This is a genomic window from Vibrio sagamiensis NBRC 104589 (genome assembly GCF_007990935.1).
GTDB lineage: Bacteria > Pseudomonadota > Gammaproteobacteria > Enterobacterales > Vibrionaceae > Vibrio > Vibrio sagamiensis.
The window spans coordinates 1-19000 of the sequence record NZ_BJXJ01000039.1; the positions used below are offsets into that span (position 1 = coordinate 1).

A 19000-nucleotide genomic window follows, 5' to 3' on the forward strand; every position below is an offset into this window, starting at 1 on the left:
ATCGTCACTGGAAGCCACTTGCCCATCGGTGTCGGCGTCAACCAACGCACCTAAATAAGTGGTACCGTCCATTACATGGCAAGGCCCGTTCTCTGATAATGTGGTTTTGTAGCTATCAGGGGCATCACCCAAATCAACCGTACTATTAAGGCCTAATAGTGATGCAAATACACAACGAGCACCATCGTTAAGACTTGCAGCTGAAACGTTTGCAGATAAAGTAGGGGATGCAAGATGGAATGGGTTTGAAGCATCCACTTTGTAAGTTCTCCCGCTAGTGTTGTCACCAATATAGAAGTTGCCATCACCATCAAAATACGCAGCGCCGAATATACCGCCAACACCACCACCGATACTGACTACAATTTTTGCCACTGGATCGATTTTGATGAAGCTGCCGTTGTGTACTTTCGCGTAAATCAACCCATCTTACGGATTGAAAGCAAAATCGAGGATAGGATTAGATAAGCAAAGTACGTCTAATGATCTCATTATCCATATAAAAAAATATGTTCAAGCTGTAAGCGAAGAAGGTTGGCTAGGAAAAAACACGATTAAAATAAAAATCCAAGCTCATCGGTTAAGTTTCGATAATACAAATAATAACACCCAATATTTAGGAAATATAAAAGCCTAGTTTGGTAGAAACTGAACTTTTATAAATAGGAAAAAGTTATGAATTTGGATCATTTTGAATAGAATCTACATGTAAATTATTGGGACATTTCCGTAAGTACCGATAAATGTTTAGTAAAAGTTGATCAAGTACCACTGGGAAGTGGATTTAGTATGTTCCGGGATATTGTTTTGCAGATATCTTTATTTATTTTTCAGGGTCAACGAATCGATTTAAAGATGCTGAACTTGTATAACACCTCAGTTGATGTTGTGATTTAGAAGTCAATACTCTGAATAGTCACAGTCACCACTTTTTATGTTACTAAACCCTGTGACTATAACACTCAATTTCCCTATCGTTTTCACTCATTGTAACACGCATCTAATTCATGAAGCGTTGATACATCAATTAAGTATTCACAGGATACTTTTTAATAGCATTCAAAACTGTCATTATTCAGGCTGAATAATGACAAAAAAGCACCGCCAATCGTCACAGATATAGCGAATGCGTTATTACAAACATCGACCAATAAATTACAATAAGGCAAGTAGAATAGGGCAGGTCTTCAACATAACCAAATACACACTACCAATATAAACAGTAATGAATAACTCCTACTGCAGCCATACCAATACAAATATAAAAAGCAAACTCTATGTTGTTAGCCTTTAAATCACCTTAGCCAACTGTAGCTCAGAAGTGATGAAACACTTAGAGTTTCACTCACCAAATACAACAAAACCCTAACATTTAAAAACATTTATCTTACATAGCATAAGATACATAATTTAGTCATTAATAACAGAATTTAGGTTTAAAATACTTCCAAAACACCTAAAACATGCCATAATTACCTATATTGTGTTACTTAAGGAATTTTAGGATGAGCGACGAAGAATACTTTTATCCAGTCGTTAGTGACAACTTGCCTAAACATATAAAGAAAGGACATCAGCTTGTCTTTAGTCGACAAGACCTTTCAGCCCGTGAAGCAGATATGTTTGCTCTGATGATCGCTCACATGAAAGCCCATGATTGGGACCGAAGCACTCCACACTATGAATTTACCTCCCATCAACTATCTGAATGGCTAGGTGTCGAGTCTAAGCATATTGGGAGTAATCTCAGTCCTGTAGCAAACCGCTTAGCAAGCCGAAAAATTGGTATCAAAGTAGAAACAGCTAAAGATGGTGTCGAGTTTGATTATCGTCCATTATTTAAGCACATCGCTTATAAAAACGGTACATTAACAATGGTTCCTAACGATATGTTGAAATCAGAATATATCGAATACAACCAAGGCTTTGCCCTAATAAATACACGTAACTTCTTTGACGTTAAGAAAGAATACTCAAAGCGTCTCTATGAATTACTGAGTCGTTTCAAAGATAAAGGCTTTGAGATGCATCAACAAAAACTAGAGGAATTGAAAGGGGTCTTCGGCCTGCTCGATGAAGCAGGTAAACTCAAAAAGGATAAAAGCTCCTTTAAAAATAACAGTGTATTTATGAAACGTTGTATACGAGAAAGTATAAAAGAGCTAACAGAACACCCACAGATCAGGAAAGAGTTGTTGTTCTTAGAGGGAGAAGGGGGAGAGAAAGGGTTTGATGTCATTAAAAAAGGACGTACGATAACCAGTATCAAATTTCTTTTTCGTTGGATCAAGCTTGGCACTGTCGAAGAGCTTAATCAACATGACGCATTGAAAACTATTCGTGAACTAGAACTTAAACGTTTACAAAATAAGATTACATTAAATGAATCAGAGCTTGAAGCTCTAGCGATTGCATATCGATATATTGGTAAAGATCAACATGCTATCAAAGTTGAAGAAAGTTTATCTAAACGACAATTAGGCCGTGACTCAAAAGATGAACACAGCCATCTGGACGAGATTGACTCACTCCTTGATAAGATCGATACATTATCTGAAATTAGTGATAACCCAGACTATTAAGTGACATATTTTAGGTGTGCAGCTCCTATGACTAACAAAATAAAGGTCTCATTTTATTTTTAACGACACTTTTTAGGTGAAAAAAGTATATTGACACCTAAAATATGTCATACATTAAAAATAAAGGGCAATATCTATCAGTAATATCGGTATAGATCGTTCAAGACACCTAATTTGTGTACTGAAAACAAGGTTAACACCTAAAATATGTAACTAATACACCTTATATACGATCATTAACACCTAAATAATGTCATCATTACACCTTGATAATGATCATATATACCTAAAAAATGATCATTAGCACCTAAATAGTGTAATGCAAACACCTAATAAGTGATCATTAAACCCATATTAACCATTTAATTTCAACAACTTACAAGCTCTATAGATCTTATATATTTAATAGTTATTATAGTTTTAAATAGAAGATATAGATCTTTATAGCTAATGTGGATAACTGGAAAATCAAAGATTTACACAGTTTTCCACATTAAAAATTAGATTTTTTGTTTTCTTTTAAGCAATCACAATCTAGGTTAAATCGAACAAAAAAGCTTGGATATATTTTTTATCGTAAGAGAATTCCAAGCAGAGCCATCTAAAAGCGTTGTAACGAGCAAGAAGCAACATCTAATCAAAACTCCTTATTACTTAAAGAAAAAGCTTGTACCAGCACATACAGAGGCTTATAGGATAGATAAAATGAAACAATGCCTTGAAAATATGCTATTAACAACAGTTGACCAACTTAACACAAGCATAGATCTCTAACTTCTTTTAGCACTTGTCGACACTGTTAAAGATATAAAACTCAATTGACTAGTAAGGTACAAAATAAATTCGAAAACAACATTCTTATGGCTATTCATTGTTGGAAATAAATAGATGTCCATGAATATTTATAGAGAGATGAAGTTCAAAAAAGCTGACCATCATGGTCAGCTAGTAAAGATTAGATGAAAAGGCCTGCTCTGTTACCATTATTTGACTAGCCGATAGAAGCCATTTGCATAATCAAACCACATATATATGCGCCATAAGTGCCAAGAGCGTAGCCAAACACTGCCATTAAGATACCGACTGGTGCCAAAGCTGGATGAAATGCAGCTGCAACGACTGGCGCAGAGGCGGCACCACCTACATTGGCTTGACTACCAACAGCCATAAAGAATAGAGGTGCACGGATTAGCTTTGCCATAGCAATCATAATAATTGCATGAATTGATAACCAAGTGATGCCAATGAAGAAATATCCTGGGTTGTCAAAGATGGCTGTTACATCCATTTGCATACCAATAGTAGCAACAAGTATATAGATAAATAACGAGCCTACTTTTGATGCACCACTGTGTTCTAGCGTTCGTGATGATTTAAAGAATGATGCAATAAGAGCAAGGGAAGTAACAATAACAATCAACCAAAAGAAGCCAGAAGTCAGGCTATATTTTGCCAGTTCTGGATGGTTATTCGAGACCCAAGGTGCAATGAGATCACTACAAAAATGAGCAATAGCAGTCAAGCCAAATGCGATAGCTGACATTTTTACCAAATCTGTTGTTGTGGTTGGACGAGCATTTTCTTGCTCATATTTTTCAACAGTATCTTTTATTTCCTCGATCGAGGATGTATCCGCTTTTAACCATGCATCCACTTTCTTTTGACGTCCTGCCAAAATAAGTAAAACGGCCATCCAAATATTAGCGCAGATGACATCAACGGTGATCATGGCTGAAAACAGCTGGTCATCCACTTCAAATACTTCTTTCATTGCAGCTTGGTTAGCGCCACCGCCAATCCAAGAACCGGCAACGGTTGTTAAGCCTCTCCATACATCACCGGATACTAAATCAGGGCTTATTTGGTCAATAATCAAAATAGCAAGTGGACCACCGATAATGATGCCCATTGTTCCGGTCAAAAACATTATTACTGCTTTTGAACCCAACCCCAAAATTTTTGGAATGTCTGCAGAAATGATCAATAAAACCAAAGCTGCTGGTAAAAGATAACGGCTAGCAACAAAATACAGTTTGGAACTTGACGCATCAATGATACCAAAACTGTTCAATAGAGAGGGAAGAAAGTAGCACAACAATAAACCTGGAATAAACGAATAAAACTTTTTCAGTGCACTATTCTGGCTACTTTCAGTAATAAAAACTACGCCAAGTATAACAGCCAATATGCCCATGATGACAGCATCATTAGTAATCATTAGTAATTTCTCCTGTTAGGTGAGTAAAAATACCTCACTCTTTAAGTTCGGGACTATAGCGCTATGAATTATCTGTTACAACATTGTAACTATAAGCAAAATCTGTGATTTTTTTGTTTAATACATTATTTCTATGGATTTTATATTGTTGATAAGTATAAATCAGATCAATCTTATCTGAGTTTCTTTTTAGATTAGAAATAAGAATATAAACAGCTATCAATATGAAAAGAAAAATAATAATCTAAAAAGTGTCAGATAATGATGCCTTTCTTTTATTCGTTCGTTAAAACAACAGGAATGTATTTTTTATGTTAATAATAAAATCACTAATTATTGGCGGTAGATCTGCAATAATTCTAGCTGGATCGCATAAATGGATAATTATAGCTTGGTCTATCCTTAATTGTATGCCTTATTAATCATTTAAAGTGCATTAGCTTTCATAATAGGTTTGTTGTTTAAAATTACTGGAGGATACAAAATAGATACCTTTGAGGAACACTGCCGTATTGCCGTATAAAACCTAATCAACTGTATAAGTTTTGTGCCATTGTTTGTGAAATACTAAGGCTAAACAGTATCAAATAGTGCCGTCTTTAATGACAATAAAATCTATTCTAGAAATTGATATGGCTGATAAGAAAAGTCTCATAATAGCGAGTGGTTCTGAAGACAAAATCAAGGTAAACAGGCTTAATTTTTATTCAAACAGAACAATAAATTGATGGCTTGTGATCAATCCTATTTAAAATTTTATAGTTACGAACATTTTCGAAATCAGTAACTATTTTTACTTTATTGATCACATTTTTAGAAACATTTCATCCAACATTTTTAATCTTTACTAGCATGTTAAGTAGTTAATTTTCAAAGATTTATTATTGTTTTTATTATTGTTTACTTATAGAGCCATCAAAGGTTCAAGGGCATAAGCAACATTCAATAGGAATGATAGTGAGTAAAAATTACGAGATAAAGTAGAATTTTGATGGAGTTATTCATAAATGATGTGTAACGCAGAATTAAAGGTGATGGAAAGTTATCAAAGCTTAAAATTACCAAAAATGTGCTTTCATAAGTTAGATAGTGCTGATGCTTTAATACCAATCGATTTATACAACTTCATTTTAAATAAAATTGGATTGCTAATTATTGATGTTGGATTTGATAATAAAAATACATCTATCTTGGAAAAAATAGTTTCTACTTTAGGGAGAGCTCATACTCATAGTTCGGATGAAGATGCTATATGGCACATTAAGCAAGGTGGAATTAATGGAAATGAAGTATTAGCGCGTTCACATAAACTTGATGAGTTTGTATTGCATACGGATTGTTCATATGAACGACATGTTCCTAATTTTTTCGCACTTCAATGTATTCGATCGGATAAATTAGGAGGAGGGAAAAATTTATTTGTTGATGCATCGACACTTATCCAGCACCTTAGTCAATCATCGATAAAAACACTACAAACTGAAGCTGTAGAGATTAAAGTTCCTCTTGAATTTAAAAGGGATGTCGAAACAATTAATGCACATATTATAGATGCAAATCTAAATGTGAGATACCGTAAGGAGTTAATCGTTGAGTCATCTTTAAGTGAAAACTTAAAAATTGCACTTGATGAATTTGATCAACTATGTAAATCCCCTTTTTTAAATCGATGGTTTGAGCTCAATGATAATCAAATTCTCATTTTAGATAATAGAAGATACCTACATGCAAGAACTAAAATCATAGATAAAGATAGGCACCTAATGAGGATAAGGTTTTTTATAGATAGACATTATTCAATGGTTTAGGCTAATTATAAATATAAGAGAATGATATATGAAGCATAAAACTCCAAATAATAATTTAAGTGATTATTCTGAAATTTATAAGAAGTTTATTATAAACTTATCGGGTAAAATGAATCTCAATTATTATGGGAAAGATTTTAGTCCATTCCCATTGATGATTAAATCAAGTATTAATGATGAAATAAAAAAAATACATGATGTACTAATTAAAGCAATTAAAAGTATCGTAGAAAATTATTTTATAGATGAGGAAATTCAAAAAATACTCCCTTTAACTAGCAAGCAAAAGAAACTAATAAAACTATCGACTCATAAACCTTATCATTTGTTCTCTATTAGGCCAGATTTTTTATTCTCTGAAAGTGGTGATATTAAACTTTGCGAAGTTAACGCTCGATTTACATTTAATGGCTTTATTTCAACTTATTACTTAAATCAACAGTTAACGGAAGATTATGCTGGTATATTGAAGTTTGAAGATGAATTGATGGAAATCGTAGATAATTACTTATCGAAATTTGATTTAGCCAAGCCTATATTTATATTGCGAGATAAAGAAAAAGGATATGATATTAATACACTAAAGAGTTATCTACGCTATAAAAATGTAAATGTTATTGATATTAAACCAAGTGAATTATACTTGAAAGGTAATTCTTTAAAAGGCAAAGGTGTTGACTGTGAACAACTTATTATGGAATTACATCAATCAGAGCTGGATAATTTGGATCCACGTATAGCTGAGAATATCATATTAAATGTAAACTATGTCAATGATATCAGAACGATAATGATTGTTCATGATAAGAGGTTATTCGTATGTTTATCAGATTTTGAGATCATGTCACGTTATCTCAATGAGCAAGATACATTGTATTTACTTCAGCATATTATTCCTACTTATCTAATTGATAATGTAAAAAATGAAATTTTAAAAAATAAAAGTAATTGGGTTCTTAAAAAGTGTTTGAGTGGTAAAGGCGATGGCATGTATATAGGTTCTGAAACTCCAATTTCCGATATTAAACATGTCATATCAGTAATGAATGATTTATATGTTGTTCAGCCCTACCTTACGCAAAAAAAGATAGATATATTTTTTAATAATGAATATACACCTTGCCGTAGTGTTGGCATGATTTTGAGTTTAAATGGCTTGTATCAAGGTACAGGCTACTTTCGTACCTCGCCAGATCGGATCGTCGCTCTATCAAGAGGAGGGTATGCGGTTGCGGCATGTTTTATGTAAAATCACATCCGAGACAGAAAAGATAGCGGTAACGATTTTTTTTGTTAATATCTTTGCCTATGGTCGTGGATTGTTTGCGACAATATTTGCAACCCGAGTTTCCACAGAAGGAATCGTGATTTTATCTTATGTTATGTCAATTATCAATGTTGTTAATATGGTCATATTTGGAATGTTGAGTATTATTGGTATGGAGGTTGCAAAAGCTAAAAATAATATAGAATATCAACAATGCTTAGCAAGTTTCTTTACTGTTAGCTGTATGATTTCATGTGCTGTTATCATATTTATGTCTGTTTTTATGTTTATCTCGAGCCAAACGCATGGTGAGCTCAGTGTGAAGTTTATAATCACTTATTTATTTGGTTTGATACCATTCATATTCTCAACGACACTACGCTATTTTTTATTATCGCATTCTTATACATCTATCATAAGAAAAACCAACATAATCACTTTTGTGCTCTGTATTTTATTTACTTTAATAATTCATTATTTTTTTGAACTGTCGATTATTAGCTTTTCAATAGGGTGCGGAGTAGGGTTTGTGTATAACCTTTTTCATCTCTTGTATTTTTCGATTAAAAAGGAAGTTGTGACCTATGATTTATTTTCTTATTTAAAGGGAATAAATAGAACAAAGATAGTTAATTTAATTTATGAAGGCTGCAAAGTGTCAGTCGTGTATGCATCTGATGCTATTGTCATTGCTATTATCATATTATTGACTCTTACCTACCAAGAACACTACGTGATTGCTATTCAAGTTAGTTTACAAATATTTTTATTCACCTCATTTTGGATCACTGGCTTTTCTAATGGAATTATGATTACTTTACCTAAATATCAATCAATAAAGCAATCAAAAAAAGCCATGATAATTGTAATTAATTACATTTTAAAAAGTGCATTGAAGTACTCAATATTAGTTTCTTTGATTTTAATCCCATGTTTAGGAATTATACTAACGTCAATTTTTAATCTAAGTGGTGATTCTTATAAAGTAGCCAGCCAAGAAGCTTACTTAATTTTGATACTGATTTTCTTTGATTTTATTCGTCAATCCTTATTTTATATTCTTAGATTGTTTAATAAGGTGAATTTAGCTATTGGTATCTCATATAGTTTCTTTTTCTGCTCGGTTTTAATGATGATTATATTTTTAAATTTAAGGAACAGTCCAGTCACTTTTTTAATCTTTTATATAGGTGCATGTATATGTATTTCTGGTTGTTTTTTATGTAATCTCTATGGGCGTCAGTTTACAAGGAGGTAATGGTTTTGTTTGTTAAAGACTTAAAAAATAATTTTTTTTACAATATCTTAGTTAAAAATGATGTGGATCACTTTTGGGAATGTCCTGTACTAAAAAAGGATGATTATGATGTCGCGATTGAATATCTAAGAAAAAAGTTCAAACCAACAGATAAATTTTGGCAATCTGTTTATTGGTCACCTACTGGCGGCTCAACGGATGCGAGTTCAAAAAGTTTCTTCTTTCCTTGGGATAATAAAGAGATGAATTTGCAGCGCAAGTTGATGGCCAAAGCATTGTCACTTCCTTTTTTAGGCCCGTTTTATGACAACCATATTATGGCTAATTTATTTACGGGTACGAACATGTATCGTTCATTAGAACTTTTTAATCAACTTGCAACAGATTCAGGCGTAACGAGTTTACCAATTGGCTCTAATTGTACTAATGAAGACGTGGATAAACTAATTGAATACTTTTGTCCAGATATCATCGCAGGCCCCCCAATTATCTTGGCTGATTATGCTTATCATTGTGTTAGCCGTGGTTTAATAAGGCCAAAATCGGCGGTACTTTATGCTTCTAATCCATTATTTACTGCCCAAGAACATGTTATTATGGAAGCATTTGATAACCCAGACATCTATTCAGTTTATGGCTCAGCAGAAACAGGTCCTTGGGCATTCCATAATTCAAAATTTTTATCAAAAAATCAATTTATTATTGTTGATGAGATCGCTGATGTTGAAATTATCGATCCAGATGAATATGGCTATGGTGCTATTGTTGTAACGATAAAATCAAGAAAGCGTTTTCCTGTTGTCAGATATTCTATAGGTGATATTGGTAAGTTGTCGATATTCGATTTTGATAATCAACAATATCGTTTACTTGAAGTGAAAGGCAGGAATGAACAATGGTTATCCTACGCTGATATAAACATCGAGCTCAAAGCTGTTGCCCATTTATTAGAAAGTTATTTAGATTGGCAAATAGTGCAATATTTTGAAAGTGAAAACAGTGTAGAGGTGATTGATATCCGGTTACTTGTAAACTCTTCCGAGTGTGATTTACAGCAGTTAACTCACCGCCTTGAAGCATTGTTTTTGATTGATGAATTTAAAGGTGCCTTAAAGTTGAAGGTGGGCTGTGTCAGTCTAGGTGAATTGATTAAATCGACGTTAAGCCAAAAGATCATTAAGGTAGTGGATAGACGCTAATGTATGCTGAATTGAGTTCTTGATCTTAGTAGTATTGATTTTCATTTTTTGCTCACAAAAACGGATTCATTCCTAGTACCCCTCTTTCCGAAGAAGCTGAGGGAGCAAGATAAATCCATTTTCCGCAACGATTTTTTCAATATCTTTGCTACAAGCTCTTTTTCTAAAGGTTCCTAAAAAAGGACACATATTGTGTCCTTTATGTCTATTTTACACCTTTATTTCATTTATTGGGATATTTTTAACCCCAGCTGAGTGGCCATATTTAGCTCGTTGCGCTCTACGATTTCTTCAATGATCTTGCCTGCTTCATTAAATCGGAAGTAGGTAAGGCTTGTCCAGGTTAAGTCTTTGCCCGATACATCGAAATCCATCCAAGTATTGGCATTCTTTGCTCTGTGAGTCAATGCGACAATAACTTGATCGCCAGCTTCAACAATACGTTGAAAGCTTGTTTCTAGGCTTTCATATCGTTCGGTCACGCAAGACTTTAGCTTAGCCTCAAACTCTATTAATCCTTTTAAAGTGTTACCACAATCTGGTCGGTGAATTAGAGCATCTTCAGCAAAAAACTCCCCCACGCGCTCTGTTGCTTTACCATCAACACAAAATGTAAAGTAATCTTTAACAGTTTGAACTTGTTTACTTGTCATAATTTTACCTTTTAGTTAGTTGTTGAATTAATTCTATTATTCATTAAATAATGAACATTGAATAGGCTAAAAAAGGTTGATAGTCTGTCTACAAATAGTCAACAATGGTTGTGGTTATGAATTTATTAACGTTAATTAAATCATTTATTAGTACAGTAGAAGAAGGCAGTTTTACGAGTGCGTCCAAGAAACTAGGAGTATCTAAATCTCTTGTCAGTCGTAATGTGCGCGATCTTGAAAGCTATCTTGAAACTCGGTTGATGAATCGTTCAACAAAAACTATTTCTCTCACTGATGCAGGATATCAATACTATCAAGAGTCACATACTCTGATTTTTCAACTCGAGATGCTAAATGATGCTGTAAGATTTGCTAGTCATGAGATGTCTGGAACTTTAAATATTCTTGCCCCCAACGGTCTGACTGAAATTTTACTGATGCCCTTTATATGTAACTTTAGTATTAAATACCCTAAATTAAGGATGAATTTGCTTCTTGATGATGGTCTCGATGATATTTCAGCACAAGGTTATGACGTTGCAATTCGGTCAGGGCAATTAGTTAAGCAAGATTTGGATTTAGTGGCCAAAAAGGTTACTGAACATGGCAATATTATTTGTGCGTCACCAGATTATTTGCATAATACAACTCCAATTCTACAACCGATGGATTTGCATTCACACAGAATTGTAGAAGATCCAAACTTGAAAAATTACAAAACATGGCTGTTTACTAGAAAAGGGCACCAAGAGGCTATACAGGTTGCACCATCGCTTTCTGTTAATAGTGTGCAAGCTGTAAAAGAGGTACTAAAGAAAAATTATGGTGTGGCAATGCTTCCAAGGGAATTAGCAGAAAAAGAACTGAAAAATGGTCAATTAATTGAGGTACTAAAAGACTACCAGTTATCAAAGAGAGCTGTTTATGCATTGTATCGTGAACGCAGCAATACACCAAAAAAGGTTAAAGTTTTTATCGAAGATCTTCAGGCTTATTTTTCTTTATAACGGGGTTTGTTGTAAAAACGTTTAGTTATGATCCATTACTGAGCAATATGTTATGACCAAGTTTGAATTCAAATGGTGACATTTTACCCCTAACTTTTCTTATGGATCGCCAGTTGGTATTTCTCTACCGCTATGAGCTATGCCAATTTCAGCTGAACGAGGTGTTCCACCATTTATCGCTGGTTAATTCATATACACCTATCCTGTATCAGAAGTGATACCGTTATTAATTCATTTGAATTTGGCCATGTTCTAATTAAAAAGCTTATCGAAGCGATTGATTGCTTCAAATTACGAAAGTTGGTTTGGTCAACGATTCAAGGCCATGGAGGAGTAAGGGTGTTAAATAAGGGACAATTTGATTTTTGGTTACGTCATGGTGGGGAGCAGAGAGCTCTGTTTTTATGGATGAGTTCTGCAATACCTTCGCGATTTGAGATGCGCAGATAGGCCCCTTAGAAACACCTTCAATTTTTAAAGAAAGCCAGTTTACCTTCTTACAAAAACTGGGCCAGTTGGTGCAGTTCGTCCTATGCTGGCTCCTGATAAGTTGCTTGAAGTGCGAAGTTCAAATCTTCCTGTCTCGCGCCAGATTTTAGTTAATAGGGTATTGGTTGTGTTAGAGTCTCGCTGTCCTTTTTAAGGTACATTACATGTAGATAAACTAGTATTAAAAACATAAGATTCAACTTTAGCATCGACTACATTATACATATATTTTCTTCTTATAGTAATAGGTGCATTCGCCCTTGGTTTTAATTCGATATTTTCGCAGATATATTAGTTACTCTAATATTATTTTTCATATCTGAATTATATGTAAAATCAAGATATTGAATATTAAATAAATTTACTTTATGATTCTGTCAAAAGTAGCTTGAAGTATGTCATGCTAATCTACTAGATGAAATTATTTTATCTTCAGGAAACCTTCAAGGTCTTTTTATTTTCCTAATTGTCAATTTCATGGTAAAAATGATATTGTTAGTAGCTACTCGGTGTTGTTCTGTTAAAGGTTAATAAAAATAAAGCTAGACAATATTAATTAAGTGAGTATATTTCTTTAGTTAATCTATTTCGCTAATGGAACTTTTAGTTTTTGATGTTATTCATTATAACCTAATGATGAAGTTTAGATATTTATCTAATGTTCATTAACCCAACGTTCGCAATTATTCTTGCTGACAGTTTATACGTAAGCTGCGTGTGTTATAATTATGATTAATCAAATACAGAAAGAACACTCTCACATAGGTCATCTAGCGATGGAGCGTTTTCTAGATACCGCACCATATTTTTCTCGGTGCGGTGATACTAAAGTCGCAACATATATTCGTCCTAGAGACTACGCAATTAAAAAACCATATATGCAGGCTAATCGCGCTGATATGATTTCTTGGTTAGTGTTTGACTTGGACCATTCTAACCCTAATGTATGGGATGATCGGAATTTACCAACTCCTAATTTTGTTGTTCGTGATAGAAATAAGAATACGGCTCATTTGTTTTATGCCATTGTTCCTGTTTGTATCAGTAATAATGCTAGAAAGAAACCTGTTAGGTTCATGAAGCTTGTTTATAAAGCAATGGCAAAAACGATGGATGCTGATCCTTCCTATACGGGAGTAATTGCAAAGACACCACATCACCCAATTTGGTGCACCACCGAATTTCATGATTACATTTATGAACTGTCCGAACTTGCTGCTCATGTTGATATTGAACCTCTCCCTAGCTGGCAGAAAAAAGGCAAAGCAGAAATAGGCGGATCGCGCAATTGCACCTTGTTTGAAAAATTACGTCATTATGCATACAGCATTGTAGAATATGATAGAGAACATAGTCACTATGAAGCTTTTAAGTTACGTTTAGAGCAATATGCAGAGAAATGTAACGACTTTATATCTCAAGGCTATAATTGCAATCTTAGTCTCAGTGAAATTAGAGCAACAACAAAAAGTGTGGCACGTTGGACGTGGGAAAAATATATAAGAAATGAGTGCTTTAACCGAGGCATAATGAATCTCGACAATACATTGCCTCAAGCCCATCGGCAATCATTGTCTGCAAGGAGAACTCACCAGGAGCGTAAATTCAATAATGCAAAAAAAATCCTCATAGCCACACAACAGATTGTAGCCAATAAAGAAAAAGTAACCTATACCGCTATAGCAAGATTATCTAAACTTTGTCGACAGACAGTAACAAAGTACAAATCAATTATCGAAAGAGTACTCTCTCGACCAGAGATTATACCCTTGACCGAAATAATTCAGATAAAAAAAGATGTTAATTATGCTGTATCAGGTAACTGCTTTCTTCAATCTATAATCGAACCAGGAAGTGAAAAAAATCTATTTCAAGTTGGAGTAAAAAATACTGTTCCAATTAGATGGTTCAAAAAAGAATAAAACTTAATATAAAAGTATTTAAAAATCGATGTCTATGGAAGTTTTTAGCAAACTCCACAGGAATCTCGCTATATCTACTAATACTAAAATAGGGTTTACCTCTTTCTAGCTAACATTTTCATTCTTAATAATGTGATTTTCACAAAAAAGCCTCACATTTAATTAAGTTCTTTCTAATAAACATAAAGGTAAAAAACATTATAACTGTATAAGATGCTTGATTTTTAAAATTTAAGGTCCTTATTTCTACTTAGGATCTTTCGGTTTTGTCGAAATATGCTCGCTGAGGGTTAAAAATTTTATGCTTAAAAGTGGACTTTTTAGCCTAGGCAGGTCCTCTGTATTCGCTCGTCTATAATTTGTTGAAATTATACATTAACTCGGACCTGCTTACTAGGCAGGTATACTATCCAGTATGCAATAAGTTTTATATGTGTGAGGTTGAGCCAAATTGGGCACAATTTCGGCGGAGCTATTTTGGCGATTAATCATGGAGACTTTGAATGGAAGCATGGTTTCTGCTTTATTGTGATTTTGGTAAAAATAATAATAAAAATTTAATTCGGTTACTTGAAGGATTCGATGTTGAAGTTTTTCAGCCTATGTTGAACATCAGTAAAGCACGCAAGGACAGACCTGGAAAGTTTAGAAAAAAAAATATTCCATTATTTGAAAACTACCTTTTTGTTCGATTTGACTATTCACAGTTAAGGTTTTCACAAATCCTGTGTTTAAGTGGAGTGTCATATTTTGTTCGCTCATCTAATCAGTTGGCGACCATTCCGGTTGAATGTATTAGCCAATTAAAAAAAGCTTCAAACGATGTTATTGAAGGTGTTGATTATAATAATTGCTTTTATTCAATAATGTGTCGTGAAATCAATAGTAGTGAACGTATCGGAATGATGAGAAAGTTAATTGTATATCAAGATGTTAAGCAATTATAAGTGACTCATGTTTAGCAAGGCAATTATTATGTTTTAGTATTAATTGATGCTTTTTTACTAAAAGGAGGTGGTGAGTATAATGTGTAATACAATTATTTTTAACTTCGATGGTACAGGTAACGAACCCTTGAATTCTTCATATGATGCTGAAAAAAAAGGTGAGAGTATATCCAATATCCTAAAGCTTCATCTTTTATTTGGAGGAGGGTTACACCAGGATCATCGATACGGAAGATCCAGTAGAGAAAATATCAAGGCGAGTTTTTATTACCAAGGTATTGGTACTTATAGTAATACAATCAATAATGCTTTTGAGGCCATATTTGCTTTCTCTCAGGGGGATAAAAAAGATATTTTAAATAAAGCTATGGATGACTTTGCTAGTGTGTACACAGCAGGCAACAAGATTATTATTACAGGGTTTTCTCGAGGGGCGGCCATCGCAAGGAAATTTGTTACATTAATAGAAGAATACGCTGGCTATTATGTACAACCTTGCGTTTTCTTGTGTTTATTTGACACGGTCATTAGTGACGGTGTTCCTGATTTAAGTGATGATTCTAGGCCAAGTTGTGAAACCTTATACCATCAAAATTTTTATCTATCTCCAATTGTGAATAAAGCTCTACATATGGTGAGTATTGATGAACATCGTCTTGCTTTTCAACCAAGCTTACTGAACCATGATCCTGAACGAGTGGACGAAATTTGGTTTTCAGGTGTTCATTCCGATATAGGAGGGGGATTTTTAAATGATGGCTTATCCGACTTGACCATGTTAAATGCTATCGAATGGTTGTTGTTCCTTATGAAACTTCAAATGCTGCCAACTTTCCCACTCGATTCAGAAAGTCTTTCGTTAGATGAGTCGCTACCCATGGTATACCGAGATATCATTGATGACTCTGATCTTACTATAAAGCCAAACAAGTTGAGCCATATTCACTACAAAAAGAGAAAAGGGCTCTTTTGTTTGTTAACACTAGAGAGTCGAAAAGTATGTGTACTTAAAGATGATCATATCGTCACAGATGGTTCAATTTTTCCAGTTATTCACCCTTCAGTATATATGAGAATGAGTGAGGATCCTGACTATAATCCAGAAGGGTTGCAAGGTGTACATTTTACTTTGTTTTCTGGCTATTGATAAGGTGTGGCGATGGATCTTAAAGTGAAAACGCTATTATCTGGAGGGGTAGCCTCTGCTCTGGTTTTTATTGCGGATTATTTAGGGCACTACTTGTTTGATAAGGCAAAAGTAGACGTGAGTAATATCATTAGAGAAATGGCTCGGGATGAGGTTTATAAAAACTCAGAAACCATCACTGATGAAATTACTTATCTCTCAAAAAGTATTGTTAATCATTATATGTATGTTCGCCTGTATAAAGACGAAAGAGTACCAGATGGCGTTATTTATTTAGATAAAAGCCACTTAGCAAGTAGGGTATTGGTCCCTAGTATCAATACCTTTAGGGTCTGCAATTATAAGGATGAGTGCTTAACAGAAGCCAAGTTAAAGATAAAGAGGCTCACCCCTGGAGCCTTAAACGACTCATTTTTGCCTAAAGATGATATCAATGTTGCCTTAGCATCGGAAAAAACCATTAAAAGTATTGAGGCTGAGCATGATGACAACTTTATTAGAGTAAGGATAGAATTTCATACCAGAGAAGCGCCCACTGTATCGCTGTGAATTATTAATCCTCCAGTAAATAGACTCAATTGTCATTTTATGCAGTGTGAATCTTATCTTATCGTAAATAAAATAACTGTAACTATAACGGATATATTTACTCAACCTATCAATATTAAAAATTGAAAGCCATATTTTTCATGAAGATGATGTTTTCGTCAAAACCCTCGATATACTTCTGGAGTCAGAGGGGCTTTCAGAGCTATCCAAAAGATGGAGGTAACTAGGCTAAATTTGCTGTCGAACGAGGTGAATGGAAAGAAGAAATATGGTATTTCAGCTATGTATCATCCTATTATCGATATTACTCATGTAATAAAATAATAAGAAATGAAAATATTTTGATGGTTTTTATATGCCTTTAAAATATTAATGCGATATCAAAAAATACTTCATTTTTAATTCTTCGGTTAACCACGGTGCCTTTAGAATCTTTGTTTTTCTTCAAAGAACTTTAGGTATCGAAATTGATATAATTTTGGGGCCAGTCATGACTTAATAAGACTGATATAAACGAATTACCTATAATCTAAGCTATGCCTATTTTGATCTTAAAGAAATCTAATAAATATATTTTAACTTCGTGTCGATGACGTGATTTTATATTTAATATGGAAGTGTTATCAATCTTAATTTACTGACCGATAAGAGAATTAATGGTTGATTTTATATTTTAATTGAATTGTTTTTTGAATCATTCATTTAATATGAAATGCTTTTTTAAAGTATAACATCATATAAAATTATTAACAATTCTATATTATCTACGTTCTTGATCTTAGATAAATATGTTTTTACACGTATACATAACCACATAAGGACAATCATGAACACTCAAATAACTCATTTTAATAAAGGGGAGCTGTATCTTGGCTGCTCAGATTTGCTCACGGATTACCTGAGTTCTTCTGAGCGCGCGTTGTTGAACCAGAAATACGCCAACTTACTGCAGTATCAAGAGGAACTTTACTCTGATCACCTCAGCTCAGATCTTGCGGTCAAGTCAGCAGCTTTTCAAGAACAACTGAAGATGCAAGCCCACGTTTATACAAACGCTAACATGTCAGAACTGATCTCTGACTTGACTCTCGGATCGAGTTTCTCCGCTCTTGCAAGTGCACTAAGAAGTATCTTACGCGAGCAAGGGACGGATGGGTTTCTGCCAAATGCTTCCATGATTGCTCAAGAGTTCAACACCCTAAAAGGTGAAGCCGAGTCTAATGCGATACAAAGCAAACTTCTTTTTCAAAAGTTTGGCGTTATGAATACAGAATTGAGCGATATCGACGCTCGATACACTGAGGTTATCAATGATATCGAACAGGCGTTGAATCAAGAAATCAAGCAAAAAGTTGAAGAGATTACGCAGCTCAACCAAGAAATTTCAGCCAACATTCAAGCTATTATCGACGGCGGTAAAGAGGTTGGCGAAGGGATTGGGAAAATTGGCGTAGCCATTATTGCTTCGATAAAAGTTGATCACACCGGCAAGCCAAAAGGGGAGTCTTCGGAGGATGGTGAACTTGAATCCGACCATTCCAAGCCTTCTACGCAGTACATCATCTCAGGCATCAATAGCATCATGGACGGTACAACAGAGGCGAGCGAGGCCGTCCGTCAATTGGCAAGAAACAATGAGAGATTGGCCGAGCTGTATCAAGATCTAGCGGAAGAAAATAGCTTATTGAGCGCAGCAAAATCCATTCAAGCTCAGAACGATTTATTCATAGATCAGGTAGCACTAACTTACGGTGCCTGGACCAATGTTGAGACGCATTGGAACAACGTTGCTGACCAATTTGCGGCGGCGGCCACCATTGTCGCCAGTGCGAGCACTGAACAAGAAATCCTGAATGTGATTCATGCTCTGGAACTCGGAGATATCGAGTGGAACGCGCTTGACGATCAAATTGACAACATCAAAGCGGTATATGCCGGAATAACCAATTAATCC

At 34.4% G+C, this 19000-nt stretch carries 14 protein-coding genes and 1 pseudogene; 12 read left to right on the plus strand and 3 right to left on the minus strand.

Annotated elements, in window-relative coordinates:
- On the minus strand, positions 1 to 423 hold a 423-nt coding region (locus VSA01S_RS15965), incomplete at its 3' end, for a DUF6923 family protein (RefSeq protein WP_443098133.1).
- A 1082-nt stretch (positions 424 to 1505) separates the two neighbouring features.
- Between VSA01S_RS15965 and VSA01S_RS15970 the strand changes: the two genes are divergently transcribed.
- Complete coding sequence (locus VSA01S_RS15970) at positions 1506 to 2582, plus strand: replication initiation protein (protein ID WP_039983083.1); 1077 nt, start codon at positions 1506 to 1508, stop codon at positions 2580 to 2582.
- Positions 2583 to 3573: 991 nt separating this feature from the next.
- Here the strand turns inward: VSA01S_RS15970 and VSA01S_RS15975 are convergent.
- Complete coding sequence (locus VSA01S_RS15975; RefSeq protein WP_039983217.1) at positions 3574 to 4800, minus strand: DUF819 family protein; 1227 nt, start codon at positions 4798 to 4800, stop codon at positions 3574 to 3576.
- A 1007-nt stretch (positions 4801 to 5807) separates the two neighbouring features.
- On the opposite strand from VSA01S_RS15975, the gene VSA01S_RS15980 reads away from it, so the two are divergent.
- From VSA01S_RS15980 to VSA01S_RS15995, 4 genes are read left to right on the plus strand one after another with little or no spacing between them, the layout of a single operon-like run.
- Positions 5808 to 6608 carry a TauD/TfdA family dioxygenase gene (locus tag VSA01S_RS15980; RefSeq protein ID WP_050567456.1) on the plus strand — a complete coding sequence of 267 codons (801 nt, stop codon included), beginning with the start codon at positions 5808 to 5810 and terminating at the stop codon, positions 6606 to 6608.
- A 28-nt stretch (positions 6609 to 6636) separates the two neighbouring features.
- Positions 6637 to 7857, plus strand: a complete 1221-nt coding sequence (locus tag VSA01S_RS15985; RefSeq protein ID WP_039983215.1) for a hypothetical protein — start codon at positions 6637 to 6639, stop codon at positions 7855 to 7857.
- The gene (locus VSA01S_RS15990; RefSeq protein WP_039983214.1) at positions 7832 to 9133 is read left to right on the plus strand and encodes a hypothetical protein; all 1302 of its coding nucleotides are present in this window, start codon (positions 7832 to 7834) and stop codon (positions 9131 to 9133) included. Before VSA01S_RS15985 ends, VSA01S_RS15990 begins: the two co-directional genes overlap by 26 nt.
- A complete protein-coding gene (locus VSA01S_RS15995) occupies positions 9133 to 10332 on the plus strand; it encodes a phenylacetate--CoA ligase family protein (protein ID WP_039983213.1) in 1200 nt (399 codons plus the stop codon). Before VSA01S_RS15990 ends, VSA01S_RS15995 begins: the two co-directional genes overlap by 1 nt.
- 227 nt (positions 10333 to 10559) lie before the next feature.
- Here the strand turns inward: VSA01S_RS15995 and VSA01S_RS16000 are convergent, their stop codons facing one another.
- A complete protein-coding gene (locus tag VSA01S_RS16000) occupies positions 10560 to 10985 on the minus strand; it encodes an ester cyclase (RefSeq protein ID WP_039983212.1) in 426 nt (141 codons plus the stop codon).
- Between the two features lie 116 nt (positions 10986 to 11101).
- Between VSA01S_RS16000 and VSA01S_RS16005 the strand changes: the two genes are divergently transcribed.
- From VSA01S_RS16005 to VSA01S_RS16035, 7 genes and pseudogenes are all read left to right on the plus strand, one after another.
- The gene (locus tag VSA01S_RS16005; RefSeq protein WP_039983222.1) at positions 11102 to 11992 is read left to right on the plus strand and encodes a LysR family transcriptional regulator; all 891 of its coding nucleotides are present in this window, start codon (positions 11102 to 11104) and stop codon (positions 11990 to 11992) included.
- A gap of 228 nt (positions 11993 to 12220) precedes the next feature.
- Positions 12221 to 12370, plus strand: a pseudogene (locus VSA01S_RS16010) (IS6 family transposase); the annotation flags it as partial.
- An 887-nt stretch (positions 12371 to 13257) separates the two neighbouring features.
- Entirely contained in the window at positions 13258 to 14403 is a 1146-nt protein-coding gene (locus VSA01S_RS16015) for a replication initiation protein (RefSeq protein WP_227739663.1), read from the plus strand.
- A gap of 503 nt (positions 14404 to 14906) precedes the next feature.
- Positions 14907 to 15350, plus strand: a complete 444-nt coding sequence (locus tag VSA01S_RS16020; RefSeq protein ID WP_039983211.1) for a transcription termination/antitermination NusG family protein — start codon at positions 14907 to 14909, stop codon at positions 15348 to 15350.
- Between the two features lie 79 nt (positions 15351 to 15429).
- Entirely contained in the window at positions 15430 to 16497 is a 1068-nt protein-coding gene (locus tag VSA01S_RS16025; RefSeq protein WP_039983209.1) for a phospholipase effector Tle1 domain-containing protein, read from the plus strand.
- Between the two features lie 12 nt (positions 16498 to 16509).
- Positions 16510 to 17046 carry a hypothetical protein gene (locus VSA01S_RS16030; protein ID WP_039983208.1) on the plus strand — a complete coding sequence of 179 codons (537 nt, stop codon included), beginning with the start codon at positions 16510 to 16512 and terminating at the stop codon, positions 17044 to 17046.
- An 826-nt stretch (positions 17047 to 17872) separates the two neighbouring features.
- Positions 17873 to 18997 carry a hypothetical protein gene (locus VSA01S_RS16035; RefSeq protein ID WP_039983192.1) on the plus strand — a complete coding sequence of 375 codons (1125 nt, stop codon included), beginning with the start codon at positions 17873 to 17875 and terminating at the stop codon, positions 18995 to 18997.
- Positions 18998 to 19000: the final 3 nt, after the last annotated feature.